General features: G+C 61.6%; 16 protein-coding genes. 1 reads left to right on the forward strand and 15 read right to left on the reverse strand.

All coding sequences use genetic code 11. The annotated features are described in order from the left end of the window. Positions 1 to 91 precede the first annotated feature (91 nt). The 14 genes from tssM to tssA all read right to left on the reverse strand — a co-directional run bounded on the left by tssM (position 92) and on the right by tssA (position 18,388). Entirely contained in the window at positions 92 to 3,478 is a 3,387-nt protein-coding gene (gene tssM / locus PSH80_RS14270; RefSeq protein WP_198792246.1) for a type VI secretion system membrane subunit TssM, read from the reverse strand. A gap of 15 nt (positions 3,479 to 3,493) precedes the next feature. Further along, the gene (gene icmH, locus PSH80_RS14275) at positions 3,494 to 4,360 is read right to left on the reverse strand and encodes a type IVB secretion system protein IcmH/DotU (RefSeq protein ID WP_057436893.1); all 867 of its coding nucleotides are present in this window, start codon (positions 4,358 to 4,360) and stop codon (positions 3,494 to 3,496) included. 4 nt (positions 4,361 to 4,364) lie between these two features. After that, a complete protein-coding gene (gene tssK / locus PSH80_RS14280) occupies positions 4,365 to 5,696 on the reverse strand; it encodes a type VI secretion system baseplate subunit TssK (protein ID WP_305417209.1) in 1,332 nt (443 codons plus the stop codon). Continuing rightward, complete coding sequence (gene tssJ / locus PSH80_RS14285) at positions 5,683 to 6,183, reverse strand: type VI secretion system lipoprotein TssJ (RefSeq protein WP_128592973.1); 501 nt, start codon at positions 6,181 to 6,183, stop codon at positions 5,683 to 5,685. Before tssJ ends, tssK begins: the two co-directional genes overlap by 14 nt. A 5-nt stretch (positions 6,184 to 6,188) precedes the next feature. Then, positions 6,189 to 7,307, reverse strand: a complete 1,119-nt coding sequence (gene tagH / locus PSH80_RS14290; protein WP_305417212.1) for a type VI secretion system-associated FHA domain protein TagH — start codon at positions 7,305 to 7,307, stop codon at positions 6,189 to 6,191. A 15-nt stretch (positions 7,308 to 7,322) separates the two neighbouring features. Further along, positions 7,323 to 7,460 carry a type VI secretion protein TagU gene (locus PSH80_RS14295; protein WP_081044223.1) on the reverse strand — a complete coding sequence of 46 codons (138 nt, stop codon included), beginning with the start codon at positions 7,458 to 7,460 and terminating at the stop codon, positions 7,323 to 7,325. Between the two features lie 67 nt (positions 7,461 to 7,527). Next, on the reverse strand, positions 7,528 to 9,054 hold the full coding sequence (locus tag PSH80_RS14300; RefSeq protein WP_200656180.1) for a sigma-54-dependent Fis family transcriptional regulator: 1,527 nt from the start codon (positions 9,052 to 9,054) through the stop codon (positions 7,528 to 7,530). Next, positions 9,054 to 11,627: a type VI secretion system ATPase TssH gene (tssH, locus tag PSH80_RS14305; RefSeq protein WP_305420599.1), complete on the reverse strand. Its 2,574-nt coding sequence runs from the start codon at positions 11,625 to 11,627 to the stop codon at positions 9,054 to 9,056. The genes PSH80_RS14300 and tssH overlap by 1 nt, the downstream gene beginning before the upstream one ends. A 2-nt stretch (positions 11,628 to 11,629) precedes the next feature. Next, positions 11,630 to 12,646, reverse strand: coding sequence for a type VI secretion system baseplate subunit TssG (gene tssG, locus PSH80_RS14310; RefSeq protein ID WP_057959347.1), 1,017 nt, complete (start codon positions 12,644 to 12,646; stop codon positions 11,630 to 11,632). After that, the gene (gene tssF, locus PSH80_RS14315) at positions 12,610 to 14,379 is read right to left on the reverse strand and encodes a type VI secretion system baseplate subunit TssF (protein ID WP_186625182.1); all 1,770 of its coding nucleotides are present in this window, start codon (positions 14,377 to 14,379) and stop codon (positions 12,610 to 12,612) included. The genes tssG and tssF overlap by 37 nt, the downstream gene beginning before the upstream one ends. Then, positions 14,369 to 14,788 carry a type VI secretion system baseplate subunit TssE gene (tssE, locus tag PSH80_RS14320; protein ID WP_305417218.1) on the reverse strand — a complete coding sequence of 140 codons (420 nt, stop codon included), beginning with the start codon at positions 14,786 to 14,788 and terminating at the stop codon, positions 14,369 to 14,371. Before tssE ends, tssF begins: the two co-directional genes overlap by 11 nt. A 14-nt stretch (positions 14,789 to 14,802) precedes the next feature. Beyond that, positions 14,803 to 16,278 (reverse strand): type VI secretion system contractile sheath large subunit, encoded by a 1,476-nt coding sequence (gene tssC, locus PSH80_RS14325; protein WP_057959344.1) that lies wholly within the window; start codon positions 16,276 to 16,278, stop codon positions 14,803 to 14,805. Between the two features lie 27 nt (positions 16,279 to 16,305). Then, the gene (tssB, locus tag PSH80_RS14330; protein WP_057959343.1) at positions 16,306 to 16,803 is read right to left on the reverse strand and encodes a type VI secretion system contractile sheath small subunit; all 498 of its coding nucleotides are present in this window, start codon (positions 16,801 to 16,803) and stop codon (positions 16,306 to 16,308) included. A 31-nt stretch (positions 16,804 to 16,834) separates the two neighbouring features. Then, positions 16,835 to 18,388 carry a type VI secretion system protein TssA gene (gene tssA, locus PSH80_RS14335; protein WP_169989798.1) on the reverse strand — a complete coding sequence of 518 codons (1,554 nt, stop codon included), beginning with the start codon at positions 18,386 to 18,388 and terminating at the stop codon, positions 16,835 to 16,837. Between the two features lie 564 nt (positions 18,389 to 18,952). Between tssA and PSH80_RS14340 the strand changes: the two genes are divergently transcribed. Further along, complete coding sequence (locus tag PSH80_RS14340; RefSeq protein WP_029291189.1) at positions 18,953 to 19,468, forward strand: Hcp family type VI secretion system effector; 516 nt, start codon at positions 18,953 to 18,955, stop codon at positions 19,466 to 19,468. Positions 19,469 to 19,524: 56 nt separating this feature from the next. Here the strand turns inward: PSH80_RS14340 and PSH80_RS14345 are convergent, their stop codons facing one another. Continuing rightward, complete coding sequence (locus PSH80_RS14345; RefSeq protein ID WP_057436903.1) at positions 19,525 to 20,346, reverse strand: aldo/keto reductase; 822 nt, start codon at positions 20,344 to 20,346, stop codon at positions 19,525 to 19,527. Positions 20,347 to 20,384 lie beyond the last annotated feature (38 nt).

A 20,384-nucleotide genomic window follows, 5' to 3' on the forward strand; every position in this document is an offset into this window, starting at 1 on the left:
TGCTCCGTCGAACCCGCGATCCAGCATCAATTCGGGGGTTCCGGGTTCAACGCCTCGCCCATTGCGTTGCGGCAGGTGTCTTGCCATGGGCTCATAGTTGCTCCGGTATGCGGAAGGTCCGCCACGTCGCCATCTCGAACGGGTTCGGCGTGCGCTGGCTGGTCAACAGATAATGGGCTCGCAGGCCGCCGATGTCCGCCTTGAGCAGGCGCGCATCGCGGCCATTCGAGGGTTCGCCTTGCAGCAAGTCAAAAAGGCGGAACAGCGACCATGGTCCGCTGTTTTTCTCGATGCCCATTGGCCGTTGCGCCATACCTTCCAGCACCAGGCTGCTGCGCCCGTCCTCGGTATCGGTGGGCCACTGGAACAGCATCGGGACAATCGGCCCGTGGCGGTATTCCATCTGTTGGTCGCCGAACCGCAGAATCGCTCGACTGACCGTGGGGTCCAGGCTGTATGGCGCCAGGGTAAAGCGCACCCCCGGTTCACTCGGGTCATCGGCGAAGAACGCCTGGCGTATGGTGCGCGCCTTTGCCAGTTGGTCCAGCAACGCCCGCGACATCGGCAGGCTGCGGCCATCCAGGCTGCGCAACCGATAGCGGTCGCCGTCCCCCATCACAAAAGGCCGCAGGTCGTCGTCAAGAAACCGCGCCATCACCCCTTGGGGCTTGAAGAACTCGCGAAAATCATTCAGGGCCACGTCGCTGCTGGCATGGGCGCTGAACGGGTAGCGTTGCTTGATCGCCGAAGCATAGAACCCATACACCTCACTCTGATAGCGCCGGTTCAGGTGGCGGTAGGCCTCGTCAAGCACCAGGCGCCAGGTGTCATCAGTGACACCCGCGAGCCAGCCGTTGAGGGGAGCCGGCAGGCGCGCCGTAGCATTGCGCAGGTTGCCCAGGGCGTCCTGTTGTCCCTGCATGCGCCGCTTGACCAGCTCAAAGGCGGCTCGTTCAGGCCGGTTCTCCCGCCCAAGGGCGGCCAACTGCAGATGCACCTGGTTGAGGGTTTGCAGCACCTGGGACAATTCTGGCCCAGGGTTGTCCTGCTCATCGAGCAACTGATGCAGTGATTCAAAGCGCCGCTGCACTGCGCGCTGCGGGGTGTCGGGCAGCCGTTGCGCGACACTGTCCACGGCCGCCTGGGCCACCGGCGAACCCGACTGAAGCACCTCCAGGCGTTCGACAGGGCTTGAAAAACGGGTGTTTTCCCGGACCTGCTGCAGCAACTGCAACAACGGTGAACGGGCTGATGTCAGGCCCGCCAGCTGCTCGGCAATTTCGCGGGGGCTATCGTTTTCCTGCAAGCGCACCTGGGCCAGCGCCGCCCCCCAGGCCTGGGCATAGTCGCTGAAATACTGTTGCTCCAGCTCGACCATCAGTTGGCGCAGGCCCATGGCACTCAGTTCTGTACCCTCCCCCAGTACCCAGTTATCACGCACGATGGCCGCGACCATCCGAGTGCCCTGCACGGCAAAGAACTGACGGTAGCCCTGCTGGGTGAAGAAGCCAGGAATGGGTTGGTCAATGCCGGCGAACACTTGCTCCTGGGGGTCCAGGTGTTGCGCGAAACGATAGGGTTCAAGCTCGCTGCCCTGTTCACGCAGCAGACGGTAGATCACGCCAGCCAAAGGTTGCGCTTTCAAGACCTGGCGAGCCTGGGCCACCAGGGTTTCGTTGAGGGGTGCCACAAAGGGTTGCGCAAGCAATTGTGCAAAATGTGCATTCAAACGCTTCTGCAGGGCAGTGTCGCCAGGGTAGCGCAGCGACCATAGCTCGGCGACGCGATCCATCAACCATTGTGTGTCCCGCCGCTCAGGCAGATTGAGCATCAGATAGGCCCGCAGGCTGAGAAGCAACTGCTGACGGTCGTGCAAGTTGCTGCGCACCTGCTCCTCCAGCATCTCGCTGACCCGTGCCATCAGGTGCTGGAGCAATGCCTGGCGGTAGGCGGTGTCCAGCACCGGGCGGCTCCTGTCACCTTGGTACAAACCTGAAAACTGCAACCATCCCGCACCTTGCGGTGCCGGAAAAACCTGCGTGGCCGCCCATCGACGGTCCAATAGTGGAACTATCGCCACGCTCGGGTCTTCTGCCGCCTGCCGAGGAGCCGGAGACCGCGCCAACTCCCGCAGTTGTTCCAGGCGTTGATGATTCTGCGAATAGCTGTACATCCACAGCGAACCTGCGCCGCCGAGCACCAGCAAGGCAGCCAGGGCCAGGCCTCGCTGGCGCCGGCGGATCTGCGCGCGCTCCCGGTGGTCCAGGCCGGCCAGGTCGACCTCGCCGAACACCACCCGGCTGAAGAGGCCCTGGATAAACCGTGGACGCTCACCGGCGCTGGTCAAGTAGAAACCGCGCAATGCGTTGACGCGCTGGTAACGATGGGCAGAAAACGCCAGTTCGGTAAACAGACACAGGCGCTCGCCGATCTGCGCCACCTGCCGAGGAAAATCCACCATACGCCCGCGGCGCTCGCCGCTGCGCTCCAGATGCAGGCGCTGTATCAGTTCCCCGCTCAAACGCTGCAGCACGGCTTCAAATGCCTGGCGCACCTGGGCGTTATCGGTTCCCGCCGTGCCGGGTACGATGGGCTCGCCCAACAGACCGTCGCTGCCCTGCCCCTCCGTTCGCTCGAAGAACTCGACAAAACCGGGCAAATGGTCCGCCTGAGTCAGCACCAGATAGACCGGTAACTCCACATGCAAGGTCTGCTGCAGATCGTGAAGACGGCTGTTGAACTGGCGCGCGGCAACGCTCAGGTCCTGCTCGCTGCCATTGAGTAGGGTATCCACCGACAGTGTCAGTAGCACGCCGCTGAGCGGGCGCGCACGGCGCCGGGCTTTCAACAGCGTCAACAAAGTCGCCCAGCCGCCACCATCGACCTCACTGTCGGCATGGGCCAGGTAGCGCGCCGGGGTGTCGATCAGGACCCCCTCATCGGCAAAATACCACTCGCAATGGGGTATTGCGCCGGCAGTGTGGGGGGCGCCGCAATCAGTCCGGTCCAATGGCAGCTGCATGCCACCCGCCTGCAACAGGCAGGTCTTGCCACTGGCGCTGGCGCCCATCACCAGGTGCCAGGGTAATTCGTTGCGCCAACGTTCGCTGCGTTTGCCATAACGCCGCGCTGCCTTGAGGGTGTGCAGCGCTTCCTTGAAGCGGCCACGCACGTTGTGCTGTTCGTGCTCCACAAGACCCTTGCGGGACTTAGGCAGCGCCTGGTCCGGGCCGCAAGCCTGTGCGGGGGATTGTGCGGGGGTGCGCCGCTGGGCAAAGACCATTGCCAACCCCCAGGCCAGGAACAAGCCGCTGATGGTCAATAAGCGAGATGTCGCACCGAGCCAGAAACGCTTGTCATCGACCGCCAGGAGCGGCCCGAACCGCCACACGGTCCACGCCAGCAACAGTACCAGCAGCAAGCTCCAGACCCAGGTCAGACCCAAGGCAGAGGCCAGCATTTTGAATAGATTTTTCATGGATCGCTCCCTGCGCTACTGCGGTGTCCGGATGATGTCGGTGGTGGTCGGCAGATAGGCTTTGAGCACGCTCTCGCGCTGTTCTCCAAGCACCCAGGCGAACCCTGAATACATGAGGGCCAGGCCCATTACGACGAAGACCCAGACCCAGGTTGCAGAAACAATGCGCATCGCCTGCCGGGGTTTGCGGCTGGACGGTGGCCGGGGCTCACTGGCCAGAGGCGCGTGGCCGCGCACATGGATGATCTGCCGGTATAAAGCGTCGCGAATGCCGTCCAATTGCAGCAGGCCACGCTCCATCACCCGATATTTGCCTTCAAAGCCCAGCGCCAGGCAGACGTACATCAACTCCAGCAGCGCCAGATGCTTGATCGGATCCCTGGACAATCGCTCAAGCAGCTCGAAGAATTTTTCACCGCCAAAGGTTTCGTTATGAAAGCGGCTCAACAGGCTCATCTGCGACCAGTCGCTCTGACTGCCCCAGGCCGTGGTCACCACCGCTTCGTCTATTACGCTACACAGCACGTAACGCGCCGCCGTGATCTGGCTGTCGAGGATTGCGTCGTGGCGGGCGCGGGTTTCAAACAGCGTAATGCCCGATGACAACCGATCATTGAGCGCGTGCAGGCCTTCACGGGCCGTGCCGCCCTTGAGCCGGACCACCTCCGACAACAGGTCCCAGGCCGCTGTCACCAGCGGGTTGAGCCCCAGCCTGAAGTGTTCTGCGCCCTGCAAATGGGCGGCGTACATCATCCGGTCCTCAAGCTGTTCAAAGCGCGGTGGTGCCTCGAAATCCGTGATGGCGCCCTGCGCCGGGCCAAATCCATGACGATCCAGCAGGACCGTCTTGTCATCCTGCGGGTATGTCCTTTCCATCGTCATCGGTTCAGTTCCTGATAGCCCAGAATTTCAATTCAAGATCGGCAAACTCGCCGCTGACATGGAAGGCGAATCCACCTGAATGTGCCAACTGCTCCAGGTCGCGGGGGCTGAGCTCGAGCATGAAATAGGTTTTTTCGGCATGGAAAGGAATCTGCCGGGGCGCCACAGGCAACGGCTTGACGCTAATGCCAGCCAGGTGCAGGTTGACCAGCTCGCGGATCCGCTCCACCGGCCCGATTTTCAGGTGCGCCGGCAACCGCTGGCGCAACACCTCCGAATCACTGCGGGCACTGGCGACCACAATGAAGGTCGCAGCGCCCAGCAGGTTCAAGTCGTTGACCGGACACACCAACACCCCGTATTGACGGGGCTGCAGCACCAGCTCAATGGCGTGCTGCTCGAGTACCATCGACAACACCGCACGAATTGCCGTCATCAGTTCACGGAAGCTCGGTCCCTGCTCGCTATGTTGGTAGCGCCCATCAAAACCGGCGCGTTTGGTAGCGCTGGAAAACGTCGAAAGCTCCCCCAGCAACGCCAGTAGAGCCTGGTACAACACGTCGGGGCCCAAGCGGGTCTGGTCCAGATAGTGGCGCAGGATCAACTCCGTACGGTTGATCAACTGCAACATCAGGAAGTCCCCCATCTCGGCCCCGGCCGCCTGGCCAGCGTCCTGCAAACGCTCGGCAATCGCGTCCCCGCGGAACGCCAACAGGCTGACCACCTCCTTGAGGCAGGACAGTAAAAAGGGCGACCCATGAAGGTGCATGAACGTCGGCGAGAACAGGCTGTCGAGGGCTACAACGCCCTGGCCGTTACAGTCCAGGACCTGTGCGACTTTGAGCCTGACGTAGGTCTGGACGTCATGGTCGTCGCCAAGCAGCAGGCGAAAATCCGGGCGGGCGCAGGTTATGGCGCAGCGTGTGTCTTCGCCGGCATTGGCGTCTCCCACTTCCACTTCGTACGCGGTGTAGCGCGCCACTACATTAGCTTGCGCCGGGCGGCGAACCTCGACGGCATTGCCGGCAACCATCGGCAACGCCAGGTACACCGCCTGACTGCCGCTGTTTGGAGGAATTTCCAGCACCAGCGGCGCGCTCAGGTCACGCATATCGAACAGCGTCCCATCAGGCAGCACGCCACTGGCCTGGCTGACCACCACCTTGCCCATCTCGAGGTACTGCGGGTCGATTTCCAGGGTCAGGAAGCCCCAGGCATAGCCCTGTGACAACTGGCTGCGGCGGGCCAGTTGCTGGTGGTAGTAACGGTCGTTGTGCTGCAGATGCTGAGGGCGCAACAACATGCCCTCCTGCCAGGTGACTTTATCGAGCAGCATGTGAGTCACCTGCCTGGGTCGGCTGCCAATCGGCTGCGCGCACGCCCGCTTCATCGAACAACAGCTCTACACGGGTCCGCGAGCCAACGGCCAACGGCACGACATAGCGCCACCGTGCCTGGGGCAAATCCCGGTAGGCCGCCAACACCCCGATGTAGCGGCCGCCCGACGTTGCACTGAGCTTCAGCGGGACCTGCTCACCAGGGCGCAACTCCCATTCTTCGCTGCTTATCAGGTCCTTGGGCAAGGTGCTTTCGGCACGTCCATACAGGCTGAAAAAATCCGCGTTCTCGAAGGCCACCGGATTGCTGAGCTCCAGCAAACGCACCACGATAGGCGACGGCCGACCATTCAGATCCGGGTTGACCTGATCGCTGGCATTCAGCGTCAGGTCCAGCTTGGTCAGCTTCGAATAGGGGGACAGGTTGCTGCAGCCGGGCAACAGGCCCATCACAGCGAGTAACAGAACAAAGGTGAAGCGTGACATGGGGATCATCCAGAACAAGTACTGTGAAGGGTGGAAACCAGGCGCACCTGCTCCCGGTAGGCGTTGGCAAAGTCCTCGCTCAGTAAGCGCTCACTCCAGCCTTCGTCCTCGACCAGGCGCTGATAGTGGCGCAGGTAGGCGCGCCAATAGGCGCCGCTGGTGGGGAGCCGCGGCGTGTTGCCCTGCTGTTCGAAACGCACCAGCAACTGGCCCGGGGCAAACGCCGCCAGTGCGCCGCGCACGGCGGCACGACAACCCGCGAGCACCGCGACCTGATGCACCTGCAAATCGCGGTAAGCCTGGATAACCGCCAGTTCGGCTGGCAGCCCCTGCCGCTCACCGCCCAACATGGCCTCCAGGGAATCGGCACCGCCCATCAAGGGAGGCTGGTCGCTCGGACGCCCTAGCGAAGCGCTCAACTCACTTTTCAACTCTTCGTGGGTGTGCAGGTTCTGCTGCAACCCTTCGACGGCCTGCCTGAGCAAGCCCGCGACCTTGATTGCCAGCGCTTGCCGCCCTGGTTCGTCGAGCGGGTCCAGGCACACGCCCAGCGCCTTGGAAAACGCCCCCCAGAACAGCGCGTGGTCGTTACCTGCCGGGGGGCTTTCTGCCGCTGGTGCAATCTGCGGGACAGGCTCTACCAGGGTCGGCACAGTCACATGCTGGCGCTCGACCGTGCTGGTGTCCGTCCAGCGCGTTTCCTCTGACTGATGGGCCTGGCCGGGCATGGCATACAGCGGATCCAGCTGCAGGAACGCGTCATCCGGAATCAGGTTGTCGCTGTGACTCACGGCGCCAGCCACCGCCACCAACTGCGTGCGAATATCAAACGGGCCCATCCGAAACACCATGCCTTGACCAATAGGCCGGGCCTGGCCCTTGCGCAAGCGCACGGCGCTGTCCCCCAGGCAAATGCCATTGCTGCTGATGTCCGTCAGAAAGTACTGATCGTCACGAAAGCTGATCAAGGCATGATGATTGGACAACTGACGGCTGGGATCGGGAATGACCCAATCACAATCGGCACCACGGCCAATCACCCCGCCGGCGCCGTCAAACACTTTGTTGCGGGTCGAGCCGGGCATGCCTTGCCAACTGCCACAGATCTCAAATATCAACTGCATACGGGGCCTCCGGGCTTATTGCGCGTACTGGTCGGGCCGCGGATCTCCCAGCGGCCGATATTCATCGTCGTCAAACACGTAATTTGCCGTACAACCACTCAGCACCAACATCAGCAGAACAAGGACTAATACCTGCCACCGAGAAACAATCATCACGCCTCTCCCATTGAAATAAATCCGTCCGAGCGCAACAGCCGGCGCCTGTCAGTCAGGGCTGGTGTCATTCAGCGCTCCCCCTTGATGCTTCACCGAAAGGGATATTCAGCCGCGCCAGGCGGTACAACAGGGTGCGCCTGGCGACTCCCAGCTCGCGGGCGGTGCGGGTGCGATTGCCGCGATTCTTGTGCAGGCAATCAATCAGCAAGCCACGTTCGACGCGCTCCAGGCGTTGGCGCAGCGTTGCGTCGCTGGCCTGTGCGGAGTACGCCACTGGCAACGACAAATGTTGCGGCAGGATCACCCCGTCGTCGCACAACAACACCGCGCGTTCCACCAGGCACTTGAGTTCGCGCACGTTGCCGGGGAAGCTGTGGCTGGACAGTTGATCCAGGGCCTGGTCCGACCAGGACACCGGTGCTCGCCCCTGGGTCGCGCAGGCCTGGCCCGCAAAATGGCGAGCCAATTGCCGTGCATCGCCTTCGCGATGGCGTAGGGCCGGCAGCTCGATTGGAAACTGCGCCAGTCGGTAGTAGAGGTCCTCGCGAAAGCTGCCCTGGGCCACCATTGCAGGAAGGTCGCGGTGGGTGGCGGCAATGATCCGTACATTCACTTTATGGGCGACGCGGGCGCCCAGCGGGCGTACTTCGCCCTCCTGCAATACCCGTAACAACTTGGCTTGCAGTGACATCGGCATGTCGCCGATTTCATCGAGCAGCAACGTGCCGCCGTTGGCGGTATCGAACAGCCCCGGTCGGTCCCGGTCGGCGCCTGTAAACGCGCCTTTGCGATAGCCAAACAGTTCGCTCTCCAGCAACCCTTCCGGGAATGCCGCGCAGTTCTGCACGACAAAGGCCTTGGACCGGCGCGGGCCCATGGCATGGATCGCCCGCGCGACCACCTCCTTGCCCGTGCCGGTCTCGCCGCGCAAAAGCACGGTATAGGTACTGTCCAGCACCTTGCCGATCAGGCGGCAGGTCTCATCCATCGCCGTACTGTTGCCGATCAGGCCGAAGCCGTTGGGACGCAGAACGTTATCGCGCGCCGAATGGGCCGGCGGCGGGCAAGGCTCCGGTAACAGCGACCGCTGGCGCAGCGCAAACACCGCCAACTGCCCCAGTGTCGTGGCGTACCCCTGCAGGTCGATGCTGCGTTCGGTTACGCATAACAACACGCCCTTCACAGCAAGGTGGCGATGGGTGACGGGGACGCACAGCAACGATTGCCAGGGCGCCGGGCCTGACGGAATAAAAGTCGTGTCATAAATGCTGTCTTGCAGGCCGCGGATGCTCAAGGTGCGCTTGTGCTCCAGGGCGAACTGCAGCAATTGCTGGTGCTGCTGATCAACTGCTGCACGTGCGCCGATATCCCCAGGCCCTGCATCTCGCCGGTATTCGGCAGCCAGCACCAGACCACGGTCGCCCTCATCTGCCAGGTACACCTGGCTGAGCGAGCACTGGCTCAACTGCACGGCGGCATGGGCAAGTTGGCCAGGCATACTTGCCCGATCGCTGTCGATGCCCATGTGCAAGAGCCACTGCACCAGCTGTTCGGCAGGTTCAAGCGCCTGTGACAACGGGTTCTCCCTCATCACGCAAACTCACAGATTACGTGACCGTCGCCATCCAGCGTCCCGTGGGCACGCTGCAGATGCTCGTCCCTGGCCATTGCCTCAAGCAGGCGATCGACAACCAGGGGCAATAGATTGGCGTCGATCCATTGATCGACATACCGCGCCCCGCTGTCGGTGTGGGTACAGCGCTCTGCCAGGTAATCGACCAGCCGCGGGCAATAGCTGAACGCTAACTGGCGCTGCAACAAACGCTGAGCCAGGCGCTGTAATTTGCTTTCTACCAATTCCCGCAGCACCGCTCCGTTGATCGGGTAGTACGGCACTACGCGCATACGGGCCAGCAGCGCCGGCTTGAAATGCTGCTTGAGCAGCGGCGCAAGTGCTTCCTGCAACGCTTGTGGGGTGGGATGCGGTGTGGCCCGGCACAGGTCGATGGTGCATTCGCTGCCAAGGTTGGAGGTCATCAGGATCAGGGTGTTGCGAAAGTCGATCTCACGTCCCTCACCGTCATTGGCCCGCCCTTTGTCGAAGACCTGGTAGAACAGGTTCATCACACCGGAGTGCGCCTTCTCGACTTCATCGAGCAGCAGCACCGAATAGGGCTTTTGCCTGACCGCCTCGGTGAGGACGCCACCTTCGCCATAGCCGACATACCCGGGCGGAGCACCTATCAGGCGCGACAGTGAGTGTGGCTCCTGGTACTCGGACATGTTGATAGTGGTCAGGAACCGCTCACCGCCATACAACAGCTCGGCCAGGGCCAGTGCCGTTTCTGTCTTGCCGACGCCACTGGGGCCGACCAGCAGAAACACGCCCACGGGCGCATCGGGGCGGTTCAGGCCTGCCGCAACCGCACGCATTGAGCGATCCAGCGCCTGTACGGCGTGCGCCTGGCCAAGAATGCGCGCCCGCAGATCGGTGGCGAAATCGCGGACCTGGGTGCTGTGCTCGCAGGCCACCTGGCTCAGCGGAATTCCCGTCCACGCGCTGACTACTTCCGCCACCAGCCGTGGGCACACTTCGAAGCTGACCAGGCGCTGGTGAGATTGCTCGGCCAGCAGACTGCCGTGGGCCTCGCACAATTGCTGCTCAAGCACCTCGATTGCCTGCCCCGACTGACGAGCCTGGCTCACCTGTATGCGCAGGGCCAGTATCGCTTCGGCCATCTCGCGCTGGCGCGTCCAGCACTGCTTGAGGTGCTCGTGTTCGCAACCGATGGTTTGCAGGCGTGCAGCCAGAACCTGCAGCGCGCCCGGATCTATAGGTAACCCAGCGTCCCTATCGCGGCAAAGCGCCTGGTGCTGGCCGGTGCTTTCAGCCAGCTGCGCCGCCACGGCCTGCAACGCCGGCGGGGCTGTCACCAGGCTGATGCGCACACGGGCGCAGGCCGTATCGAGCAGATCCACGGCCTTGTCGGGCAACTGTCGCCCCGCCAGGTAACGGGCAGACAACTGCGCGGCGGCAACCACGGCGTCATCGCGCACGTACACGCCATGGCTGGCTTCATACACCGCAGTGAGACCCCGCAGGATGGTCACTGCGTCATCGACACTGGGCTCCTGGACATGCACCGGCTGAAAGCGCCGGACCAATGCCGGATCCTTTTCGAAGTATTTCTTGTACTCCGACCAGGTGGTGGCGGCGATGGTACGCAGCTCGCCACGGGCCAGCGCCGGCTTGAGCAGGTTCGCCGCATCGCCGCTGCCGGGCGCGCTGCCGGCACCGATCAAGGTGTGTGCCTCGTCAATAAACAGGATCACCGGCACCGGTGAGGCATTCACTTCGTCGATAACGCCCTTGAGCCGCCGCTCGAACTCGCCCTTGATGCTGGCACCGGCCTGCAGCAGCCCCATGTCGAGGACCAGCAGGCGCGTATCCTTGAGCACTGGCGGCACTTGCCCACAGGCGATCTGCCGGGCCAGCCCCTCGACCAGCGCAGTCTTGCCGACACCGGCCTCACCGACAATGATCGGATTGTTCTTGCGCCGACGCGCCAGGATATCGGTCAGTTGGCGGATTTCTGCGTCGCGGCACAATACCGGGTCAACCCGCCCCTCTAAGGCTTGCTGAGTCAGATCATGGGTGAAGCGCTGCAACAACGACTCATTGTTGGCGCCGGCTGTCCCACGGGAACCCTCAATCTCGGCGCTCAGGGCGAATTCAAGCAGGCGCTGCGCATCGAGGCGCGCCAGCAGCACCTGATAACGACTGCCTGCGTGAGACTGTGGGTTACGCAGCAAGGCGAGGATCAAGGCTGCGTCACCGACCTGGGATTGCGCCAATTCCAGTTGGGCAACCACCAGCGCTTGCTGCAACCATTGCACCAGCAACGGCGCAAACACCGGATTGCGTGAAGTGCCCTGGCCCACCCTGGGCTGCAGGGTGGCTTGCAACTCGCCCTGTTCGACACCGGCATCTTGCAGCGCGCGCACCAGCAATCCTTGCGGGTGCTCCAGTAGCGCCAGCAACATGTCCTCCACCAGGACTTGCGTCCCGCCCCGGGTCACACAGCGTTCGGCGGCACGCTCCAGGTCTCGGCGAGTGTGTGTCGTCAACACGCGAATCAGTTGTTGCAAGTCCACATTCATCATCGTCATCCGTTTCTACCGAGTTTATTGGCCAGGGTGAGCACGCCATCCGCGCGCGCCTGCCCCATCCAACTGGTCCATCCCAGCCGGCACACATTGCGCTGGCCTATATGCAGCGCCCGCACCTCCTCAGTACGCAGCACCAGACGCAGGTCATAGTCCAGCGGATCGCGCACGGCGAAACGCACCAGCGCGCCGAACGGAGAGTGGCTTGCGCCGGTGGGCAGAAAATCATGAAACCGCTGCCAGTCGAGGTTCTGGATATGCACCCTGAACTTGCCGGCACGGTCGACGACCTGCCGCCCCAGGACCAGGTTCTGGCCCAGAAGGCTGCTGGCCTGACCCAATTGGTTGCGTTGCCTGCGGGCAATCACCACCTTGCGCTTGACGCACTGTTCGATCAGCAACTGCGGGTGCTTGAAGTAGTAACGCAGCACCGTTTCGATAAGCGCCGCCGAATGGGCGCGCATACCCAGCAAGCCCAGGTAGGGCAGCAGGCGCTTCCAGTCCAGTTGCGTCGCGCCCCGAACGGCACGGCCGCCCAGGCCTATCAGGGCGAACATCTGCTCGGAAAACGGGTCGCTGGCTCCCGCCCGAAAGCACGCCCGGTAGCGGTACTTGCGCCACAAAGGCAGCATCAACCGATGCAGGCGGTGGTGAAACAAGTCGAGAAAGTCGCCGACAGGATTACCGCCCGCCCGTTCGGTCAATGCGTGTTCACCATAAAACGCCGGCAGTGGCGAATTCGCCCCCACCAGTCCCAATACGTTGAGGCGCAAACGTGCGCGCAGTTGCCCGCCCTCGACAAAGAACGTCACCCGGTCAATATCGTTGCCGGGAAACCCCAACCCCGGGTTGGCCTGGAACTCCAGGCGTTCATACAGCGCCTCATCGCCTAGGGACGGATGGGCGTCACGCAAACGCTCGATCACCTGCGAGATCGCCTGGAACAGCGAGTACTCGCGAATGGTCCGCGACAGTTCGGTTAAAGCAGAGCCTGCAGGCCCATCCGGGATGGCCATAGGTACACCTCTCCTTGTGTGCTGGTAACACGCAGTTCGTGATACGAGTTGAGGCTCGCATACAGGGCAAAAAACTCGTTGAGGACCGAGGCAAACACAAACAGGTCGCCCTCTCCGAGGAAGTGCTGGAGGTCGACGGTCAGGTCGATTGCCACACCTCGAATCGGCAAACCGCCGTGTAATCTGTCAATCGGCCGCTGGCTGATCGAGCGCAACCCGCCCAGCCTGCGGATGCTGACTTTTTCCGCCTGGCGATCGTGGTAGCGCGGCAGGTCATAGGTCTCGAGCACCACTTTCAGCGCATTGATATCGCTCAGGGACAGGTAGTTGAGCGACATGTTGCTGATCAGCTTCCAGAGAAAGTCGCTGTCCAGCGGGGGCGCAATGCCAGGGGTGGCTGCCGTGATATTGCTGAAGGACAGGAATTCGGGTGTTTGCTCGCACGCTTGATTGATGTCACCGATACGCAATTTGCGCGGCAAATCATGGTTGGTGCAGGTCATCTCGACAGACAGGGTTTCCTGATCACCGGACTGGCGACTGCCAAAGCTCAGGTAGGTATCCAGCCCGCTGTGTTGCACGGAGGGCCGCTGGCGGATGCTGTAGCACGCGGTCTGCTCATCGTGCTCGAACGACTCGAATGGCACATACGTCTGGTAGCCCAGGCCACCCGGACGCCATCCCGTGACCTGGTCGACGGAGAACACCGCGCAATGACCTGGCGCATAGTCAGCCCCCAGCAGCAGATACTCGTCCTGCCGGCCATCCAGTCGGATCGGCACTCCATCGTGCTTGAACAGGTTGACCACCGGCGTGCAAAACAGCTTCACGTTGTCCAGTGTGGGCTGCACCTGCTCGGGATTGCGCTGGCCAAGCTTGAAGCGCAACTCAACGCCCCGCACCTGTTTGAGCACGTCAACCGGCAAGGTTTGCAGAACATCCAGACCACCGACGTCGACAAACAGATACTTGTCTGGAAACGCAAAATACTCCTGCAGATGCCGATACCCAGTGAACGCATTTGGCGGATAAGGCAGCAATGCCTCTGCTTCTGAAAAACCTGCTGGCTGAACCTCGCAGGCCGGCAGTTGCAGTGACCGCACCTGCCCGTCATGGGCCAGCAGCGGTTCGCCCTGGCCATCGAGTAGCAGCAGTTCGATACCGTGCAGGTGGCGCAGCAGACTCACGTACAGCATCTGGCTGACGTAGCGTTCCCCGGCAAAATGCAAGCGCAGGTGCTCAAGCAACAGTTCGCCCATATGTCCTTCGGCGGTCATCTCCAGGCGCAGGCTCAACAAGGCACCCTCCCCCTGGGCCGAGTAATCCAGCGCGCTGATTTGCAGGGGAAGCACATCCGTTGCATAACAGGTGCGAAAACGGCAACGCTCACCGTCAATCGCCACACTTTCCACCGGCGTGTCCCGCTCGACCGTGACTGCCGGCCCGGCACGCAGCAGCGGTGCGAACTGCAACATGCTGAACGCGGGTAATGGGCGCATGTAGTTGGGCCACAACAGGTGCATCAGCGAATGGCTGAGCTCGGGCAACTGGTCGTCGAGCTTCTGTCGCAAGCGGCCCGTCAGGAACGCAAAGCCCTCAAGCAACCGCTCGACATCCGGATCCCGGCCACTGTCCCCGAGGAACGGGGCAAGCGCCGGATTGCGTTCGCAGAAGCGTCGCCCCAACTGCCGCAAGGCATTGAGTTCGCTCTGGTAATAGCGGTTAAAGGACACCTGGGGCGACCTCGACACGTCCGTTGCCCGTCAGGCTTGCGCAAAACACCACGGTTTGCACGACGCCGTCGATGGTCAACGCGCCCTGGATATCAAAGGCCAGGGCTAGCGGGTCGCGATCCCGTGGCAACGCAACGACCCGTACGTTGCTCAAGCGCGGTTCGTAGGCCGCGATAAACCGCTCGATCAGAAAGCGTGCCTGGCTGAGGGATTCGTGCAGGCTCAGACGCATGTCATTGAGGTCCGGCAGGCCATAGTCGGGCAGCGTCTGCACACTGCCCGCTCGGGTGCTGAGCATGTTGCCCAGTTGGGTGGCCACCGACGCGGCGACACAGGCGAGTGGCGTGCGCCCCGTCGACTGAGGCGCGGTGCCTGCAAGGCGCTCAAGGAAGCCGCTGTAGTGACTCATCTCAGGCCCCCGGCTCATTCTTTATCGAGCTTGCCAACCAGGAACAGGGTGAAATCCGCCCCCATGTATTTGAAATGCGGGCGTACGCTGAGGTTGATGCGATACCAGCCCGGCTCGCCATCGACGTCACTGACGACGACCCGTGCCGCCCGCAGCGGTCGTCGCCCCCGCACCTCGGCGCTGGGGTTCTCCTGGTCGGCCACGTACTGGCGGATCCACTTGTTGAGCTCCAACTCCAGGTCGGTGCGCTCCTTCCATGAACCCAACTGCTCGCGCTGCAGCACTTTCAAATAGTGCGCCAGGCGGTTGACGATCATCATGTACGGCAGTTGGGTGCCCAGCCTGTAGTTCAACTCGGCGGCCTTGCCCTCGGCGCTGATGCCGAAGCGCTTGGGTTTCTGCACGGAACTGGCGGAAAAGAACGCCGCGTTGTCGCTGCCCTTGCGCATCGTCAGGGCAATGAAGCCCTCCTCCGCCAGCTCGTACTCACGACGGTCGGAGACCAGCACCTCGGTGGGGATCTTGGTTTCGATTTCGCCCATGCTCTGGAAGTGATGCAGCGGCAGATCTTCCACCGTGCCCCCGCTTTGCGGGCCAATGATGTTGGGGCACCAACGGAAGCGGGCGAAGCTGTCAGTCAGGCGCGTGGCAAAGGCGTAGGCCGTATTGCCCCACAGATAATGCTCATGACTGCTGACCACATGCTCGTTATAGGCGAAGGTCTTGACCGGGCAGTCCACCGGGTCGTAGGGCGTTCGCAGGAGAAAGCGTGGCACCGTCAAGGCCACGTAACGGGCATCCTCGCTCTGGCGGAAGCTCTGCCATTTGGCAAACTGCGGCCCTTCGAAATGGTCTTTCAGATCCTTCAGGTCCGGCAGGCCGGTAAAGCTCTCCAGACCGAAGAAACCCGGCCCGGCGGCGGCAATGAACGGTGCATGAGCCATGCAGGCGACGCTGGATACGTATTGCATCAGCTTGACGTCAGGCGCGCTGGGCGACAGGAAATAGTTGGCGATGATGGCGCCGACAGGCTGACCACCAAACTGACCGTATTCGGCGCTGTAGGTATGTTTGTAGAGGCCCGACTGCACAACCTCCGGCGAGTCCTCGAAATCGTCCAGCAGGTCCTGCCGCGAGACGTTGAGCAGCTCGATCTTGATGTTTTCCCGGAAGTCGGTGCGATCCACCAGCAGCTGCAAACCCCGCCAGGCCGCTTCCAGTGCCTGGAAGTCGGGATGGTGGAGGATTTCGTCCATTTGCCGGCTGAGCTTGGCGTCGATCTCGGCAATCATGCGGTCCACCAGTTGTTTCTTGACCGGCTCGCCTCGGTTTTGTGGCTTGATCAATTCCTCGATAAAGGCCGCCACACCGCGCCTGGCGATGTCGTAGGTTCCATCATCGGCCGTCAGGCGGGTCTGGGCGATGATGTCGTCGAGAATGCTGTATGCGCTATCCAGGGGGGTGGCCTGGGCGCTAGGGCTAGTGGTCATAAGGTCAGTGTCCTTTTACTGAGAAAGTCATGGGTCGGGGCTGTTCAGCCCCAGTTCGGCCAATACCCGTGCACGGGCCTGGTCATCGGCCAAGGCGCTTTCTATGGCCTTGCGAAAGCTCGGTGTATTGCCCAGGGGGCCTTTGAGCGCGACCAGCGCCTCACGTAACTCCATCAGCTTTTTCAATTGCGGAACCTGCTCGACCAGTTGGGCCGGGTTGAAGTCCCGCATGGCGTTGATGCGGACCTGGATGGGCAACTCATCGGCTTCATCGGTTTCCTGCAGTCGATTGGGAACACCCAGCTGCAGACTCAAGGCTTGCTTGGCCAGCACCTCGTCGAACGTGTTTTTGTCGATACCGATGGGCTTGCGGTCTTCGACCTTGCGTGTGTCTTCGCGCTGGGTGAAGTCACCCAGGACCAGCAGCTTCAGGGGTAGCTCAACCTCTTCCTGGGCACCGCCTATGGCCGGCTTGAACGTGATGTTGATGCGTTCCTTGGGGGCGACCGAACCTTCTTTGGCCATGATGTTTCTCCTTTGCGTAATGACGGAAAACCTATTGGAGTACCGCTTCCAGATCGACCTGGCACAGCTTGCGATAGACATCGTCCTTGCGCTCGCGCAGACCATGGCCCTGGGGCAATACGTCGTAACAGGCGTACAACAGTTGCAACACCTCCAGGGTCAGGTCCGGTTCCCAGCGATGCAGGCTGCCGTGCTGCAACTCCTGCTCAAGCTGTTCAAGCTGGATCCTGGCCAACTCATGCTTGGCACCCTGGATACACAACCGAGCCAGGCCCAGGCGCCAATAAAACCGGGCACGGTCACCTCGCGCAGCCTGCATGGCGTTTTTGTAGGCCTGGACAGCGGCCTTCAGCCCCTCCTTGCGCAGCAACGGAGCGACCGTCTGCAAGGCCTCCTCCCATGGCGCCGGACCAACTCTGGCAATATTCCTGGGCGGCACCCTTGCCTGCAGGTGGTGACTGACCTGGCTGTCGATCCACCCGCGAGTGGTAGCGTCGGCAAAGGGTGTTCCATCGTGGAAGCGCAATTGAGCGACCCCCGGTAATCGTTGCAGCAACAGGGCGAACTGAATCTCTGTCTCGACCATCGCCAGTTCGGCCTGCAGCGCCTGGAGGCACTCCCAGAGCATGCGCACGCCGTCAAACCAGAAAGGCGCGCCCGCCAGGCTGGCCTCAAGCTCCAGCAACAGGTCGGCGTAATGCCCTTGGGCAAAGCGCTCCTGGTAGCGCTTGAGTTTGTCGGGCAGCAACCCACGCAACGGCGTTATCTGTTCGCTGTTGCTGTCGGGAAGACCAGTGATACCCAGCCAGCCCAGCGTCCGGTTCAGGCGCAAGGCCCGCAGGTCAGTGGCGTTCTGGCGCAGCCACCAGGTACACAGCGGTCGAGCGCCGTCCTGCAGCGTACGCAGGAGCCTGTGAACGTCTTTTTCGTTGTTCACCACCGGCTCAGGCGCCAGCAGTTGGGTCGCGACCTGCTTGACCTGGGCAACCACCCCGCTCACCCCGGATGGCGGCGGATCGTTCTCCTGGGCCTGTTGCAGCTTGTCCGCCAGTTGCCTGCGCGCAGCCAGTAGCAACGGCGCATCGTCCCCCAGGTGCCTGACCCACAACTGGTCAAGGTCGGACAATTGCTCGGCCAGGCACTGGAACAGGGAACGCTGGTGCTTGAGCGAAAAACTCTGCGCCAACACCGGTTCAATGCGCTGTACCAACCAGCCAAAGGCCGCAATGCGGGTACGCTGCTTGAGGGGGTGAACCGTCGCCCAATGGTGCTCACACAGGTCGCGCAACAGGCCGAGCCCGGCGAGCAGGCCGGAAAAGGACTCGCGTTGATACAGAGCCCATGTCAACCAGGCAACCACCCGCAAATCCTTGGATTCGTGACGCAACAAGGCTTCACTTTGGTCCACTACGGACTGCCAGTCCGGCTGGCTGTTGCCATGGATCGAGCGGGCTTTTTCCAGCTCACTTTCCAGCGCTTCGTATCCCGCCGAAAAACGCATATCCTCCCCTGCAAAACAGTCAACCGAAATCGGCGACCGGGCAAGTTTCAAGTAATAAGCAGAAAGTTTGTCTGAATAAACCATGATGGCCGCAGTGTGCTGATCAATGCTCAATTAAAGTAGGGCAAGCATCTATATAAACGCCAACACCTCACTTACTGAATTCCGTTTCCGTGTAGCGACAAGTACGAACCATAGCCAGCTGTATTTTATTGGGCAAGTCAGCCAGGCGCACTTAAGGAGATTCCTACAAAATCAAAGCAGCCCGCAATTTTGTAACTAAGCGTGCTCAACGACCCTCTTCCCACCCAATAAAACAGCCCATTTTATTGGGCGACATACCTGCCAGCACCCTTGCGCAAAAAGCTGCGCACACTTTCCAAGCAAGCTGCATTAAAACTATATATCCACCTATCAACACTGCGACGTACGCTGACCAGGCAATTAACTGCGCACTACTGCGCAAACAAACTCAACTTCAAAGACTAAAGCCCTTCTAACTCGACACCTATTAAGTCTCCACCATGAACAAGCGCCCTTATTTTATTAGGCCGACTGAAATCCGGCACACTTCTTGTTAGTAAGCAGCGCCCATCCGGCAACGGCGCCCCTCGGCGCAAACTTATCTGTCAGGCAAGGAAACCCGTCATGCCAACACCCGCATACCTCTCGATCACCGGCACCAAGCAAGGTTTGATCACGGCAGGCACGTTCACCCAGGATTCGGTAGGCAACATCTATCAGGAAGGCCACGAGGATCAGATCCTGGTCGAGGCATTCCAGCATCAGGTCATCATTCCCCGCGATCCGCAATCGGGCCAGCCCACCGGCCAGCGTGTCCATAAGCCGCTGATGATCAGCAAGGTATTCGATAAATCTTCGCCGCTGCTGTTCAGCGCGCTGACGTCCGGGGAAATGGTCAAGTGCCGCCTTGAGTGGTATCGCACATCATCCGCCGGTACCCAGGAGCACTACTTCACCATCGAGTTGGAGGACGCGATCATCGTCGACATCCAGTCACGGATGCCCAACTGCCAGGATCCGGGAAATGCGCATTTCACCCACCTGGAAGATGTGCACTTTACCTACCGCAAAATCGTCTGGACCCATGAGGTTTCGGGCACTTCAGGCTCTGACGACTGGCGCAGCCCGGTGGCCGGCTGAAGCCCGACCCGGCAGCAACGGCGTCGCAAGCTGCGATGCCGTTGCAGTCGGGTGTGTCACACCATCGCCAACGGATGCTTGCGGATTGGTGCGCCGAATACCCGGTCGATGGCATCCAGGTCATGCTCGTCAAGAACCAGCCTGGCCGCCGCCGCGTTGAGGCGCACGTGTTCGGGGCTCACGGCTTTGGGGATGGCGATAACGCGGTCCTGCCGCAGTACCCATGCCAGGGCCACTTGAGCCGGTGTGGCCTCGTGTCGACGGGCAATCTGCTTGAGGGTGGGGCTGCTCAGCAGGTCTCCTCCCTGGGCGATCGGGCAGTACGCCATCAACGGCAGGTTGTGTTGTTGCCACCAGGGCAGCAGGTCGAACTCAATGCCGCGCTGCTCGATGTTGTAGAGCACCTGATTGGTGGCGCAGGCGGGTGATGCCAGCTCCTGAAGATCCGATACGTCGAAGTTGGACACGCCCCAGCGCCCGATCTTGCCGGCATCGCGCAGCCGCTCAAAGGCGTCAACCGTTTCTGCAAGAGGGTATTGCCCGCGCCAGTGCAGCAGATACAAGTCGATGTGATCGGTGCCCAGGCGCTTGAGGCTGGCTTCGCAGGCCCGTGGGACCCCGGTTTTACTGGCGTTGTGCGGGTAGACCTTGCTGACCAGGAACACCTGGTCCCGGCGCCCCTGGATCGCCTCCCCGACCACTTCTTCCGCACCGCCTTCGCCGTACATCTCGGCGGTGTCGATCAGGGTCATGCCCTCGTCGATACCCAATTGCAGGGCAGCGACTTCCGCTGTTCGCCGTGCAGAATCTTCCCCCATACGCCAAGTGCCTTGGCCGATGACCGGAACCGGGGTACCCGCCAGATCAATGGTGCGCATGCCAACCTCCAGATAAGTGTGCGTTGCCATCATGTGGC

The organism is Pseudomonas sp. FP818, from assembly GCF_030687335.1.
GTDB classification, from domain to species: Bacteria; Pseudomonadota; Gammaproteobacteria; order Pseudomonadales; family Pseudomonadaceae; genus Aquipseudomonas; species Aquipseudomonas shahriarae.

Excerpts from the sequence above, each read along its gene's own strand:
- tagH (WP_305417212.1), bottom strand. The coding sequence starts at position 7,307 with ATGCAGTTGATATTTGAGATCTGTGGCAGTTGGCAAGGCATGCCCGGC.
- tssJ (WP_128592973.1), bottom strand. The coding sequence starts at position 6,183 with ATGTCACGCTTCACCTTTGTTCTGTTACTCGCTGTGATGGGCCTGTTG.
- tssB (WP_057959343.1), bottom strand. The coding sequence starts at position 16,803 with ATGGCCAAAGAAGGTTCGGTCGCCCCCAAGGAACGCATCAACATCACG.
- tssH (WP_305420599.1), bottom strand. The coding sequence starts at position 11,627 with ATGATGAATGTGGACTTGCAACAACTGATTCGCGTGTTGACGACACAC.
- PSH80_RS14295 (WP_081044223.1), bottom strand. The coding sequence starts at position 7,460 with ATGATTGTTTCTCGGTGGCAGGTATTAGTCCTTGTTCTGCTGATGTTG.
- PSH80_RS14300 (WP_200656180.1), bottom strand. The coding sequence starts at position 9,054 with ATGAGGGAGAACCCGTTGTCACAGGCGCTTGAACCTGCCGAACAGCTG.
- icmH (WP_057436893.1), bottom strand. The coding sequence starts at position 4,360 with ATGACGATGGAAAGGACATACCCGCAGGATGACAAGACGGTCCTGCTG.
- tssG (WP_057959347.1), bottom strand. The coding sequence starts at position 12,646 with ATGGCCATCCCGGATGGGCCTGCAGGCTCTGCTTTAACCGAACTGTCG.
- tssA (WP_169989798.1), bottom strand. The coding sequence starts at position 18,388 with ATGGTTTATTCAGACAAACTTTCTGCTTATTACTTGAAACTTGCCCGG.
- PSH80_RS14340 (WP_029291189.1), top strand. The coding sequence starts at position 18,953 with ATGCCAACACCCGCATACCTCTCGATCACCGGCACCAAGCAAGGTTTG.
- tssM (WP_198792246.1), bottom strand. The coding sequence starts at position 3,478 with ATGAAAAATCTATTCAAAATGCTGGCCTCTGCCTTGGGTCTGACCTGG.
- PSH80_RS14345 (WP_057436903.1), bottom strand. The coding sequence starts at position 20,346 with ATGCGCACCATTGATCTGGCGGGTACCCCGGTTCCGGTCATCGGCCAA.
- tssE (WP_305417218.1), bottom strand. The coding sequence starts at position 14,788 with ATGAGTCACTACAGCGGCTTCCTTGAGCGCCTTGCAGGCACCGCGCCT.
- tssK (WP_305417209.1), bottom strand. The coding sequence starts at position 5,696 with ATGCTGCTCGATAAAGTCACCTGGCAGGAGGGCATGTTGTTGCGCCCT.
- tssC (WP_057959344.1), bottom strand. The coding sequence starts at position 16,278 with ATGACCACTAGCCCTAGCGCCCAGGCCACCCCCCTGGATAGCGCATAC.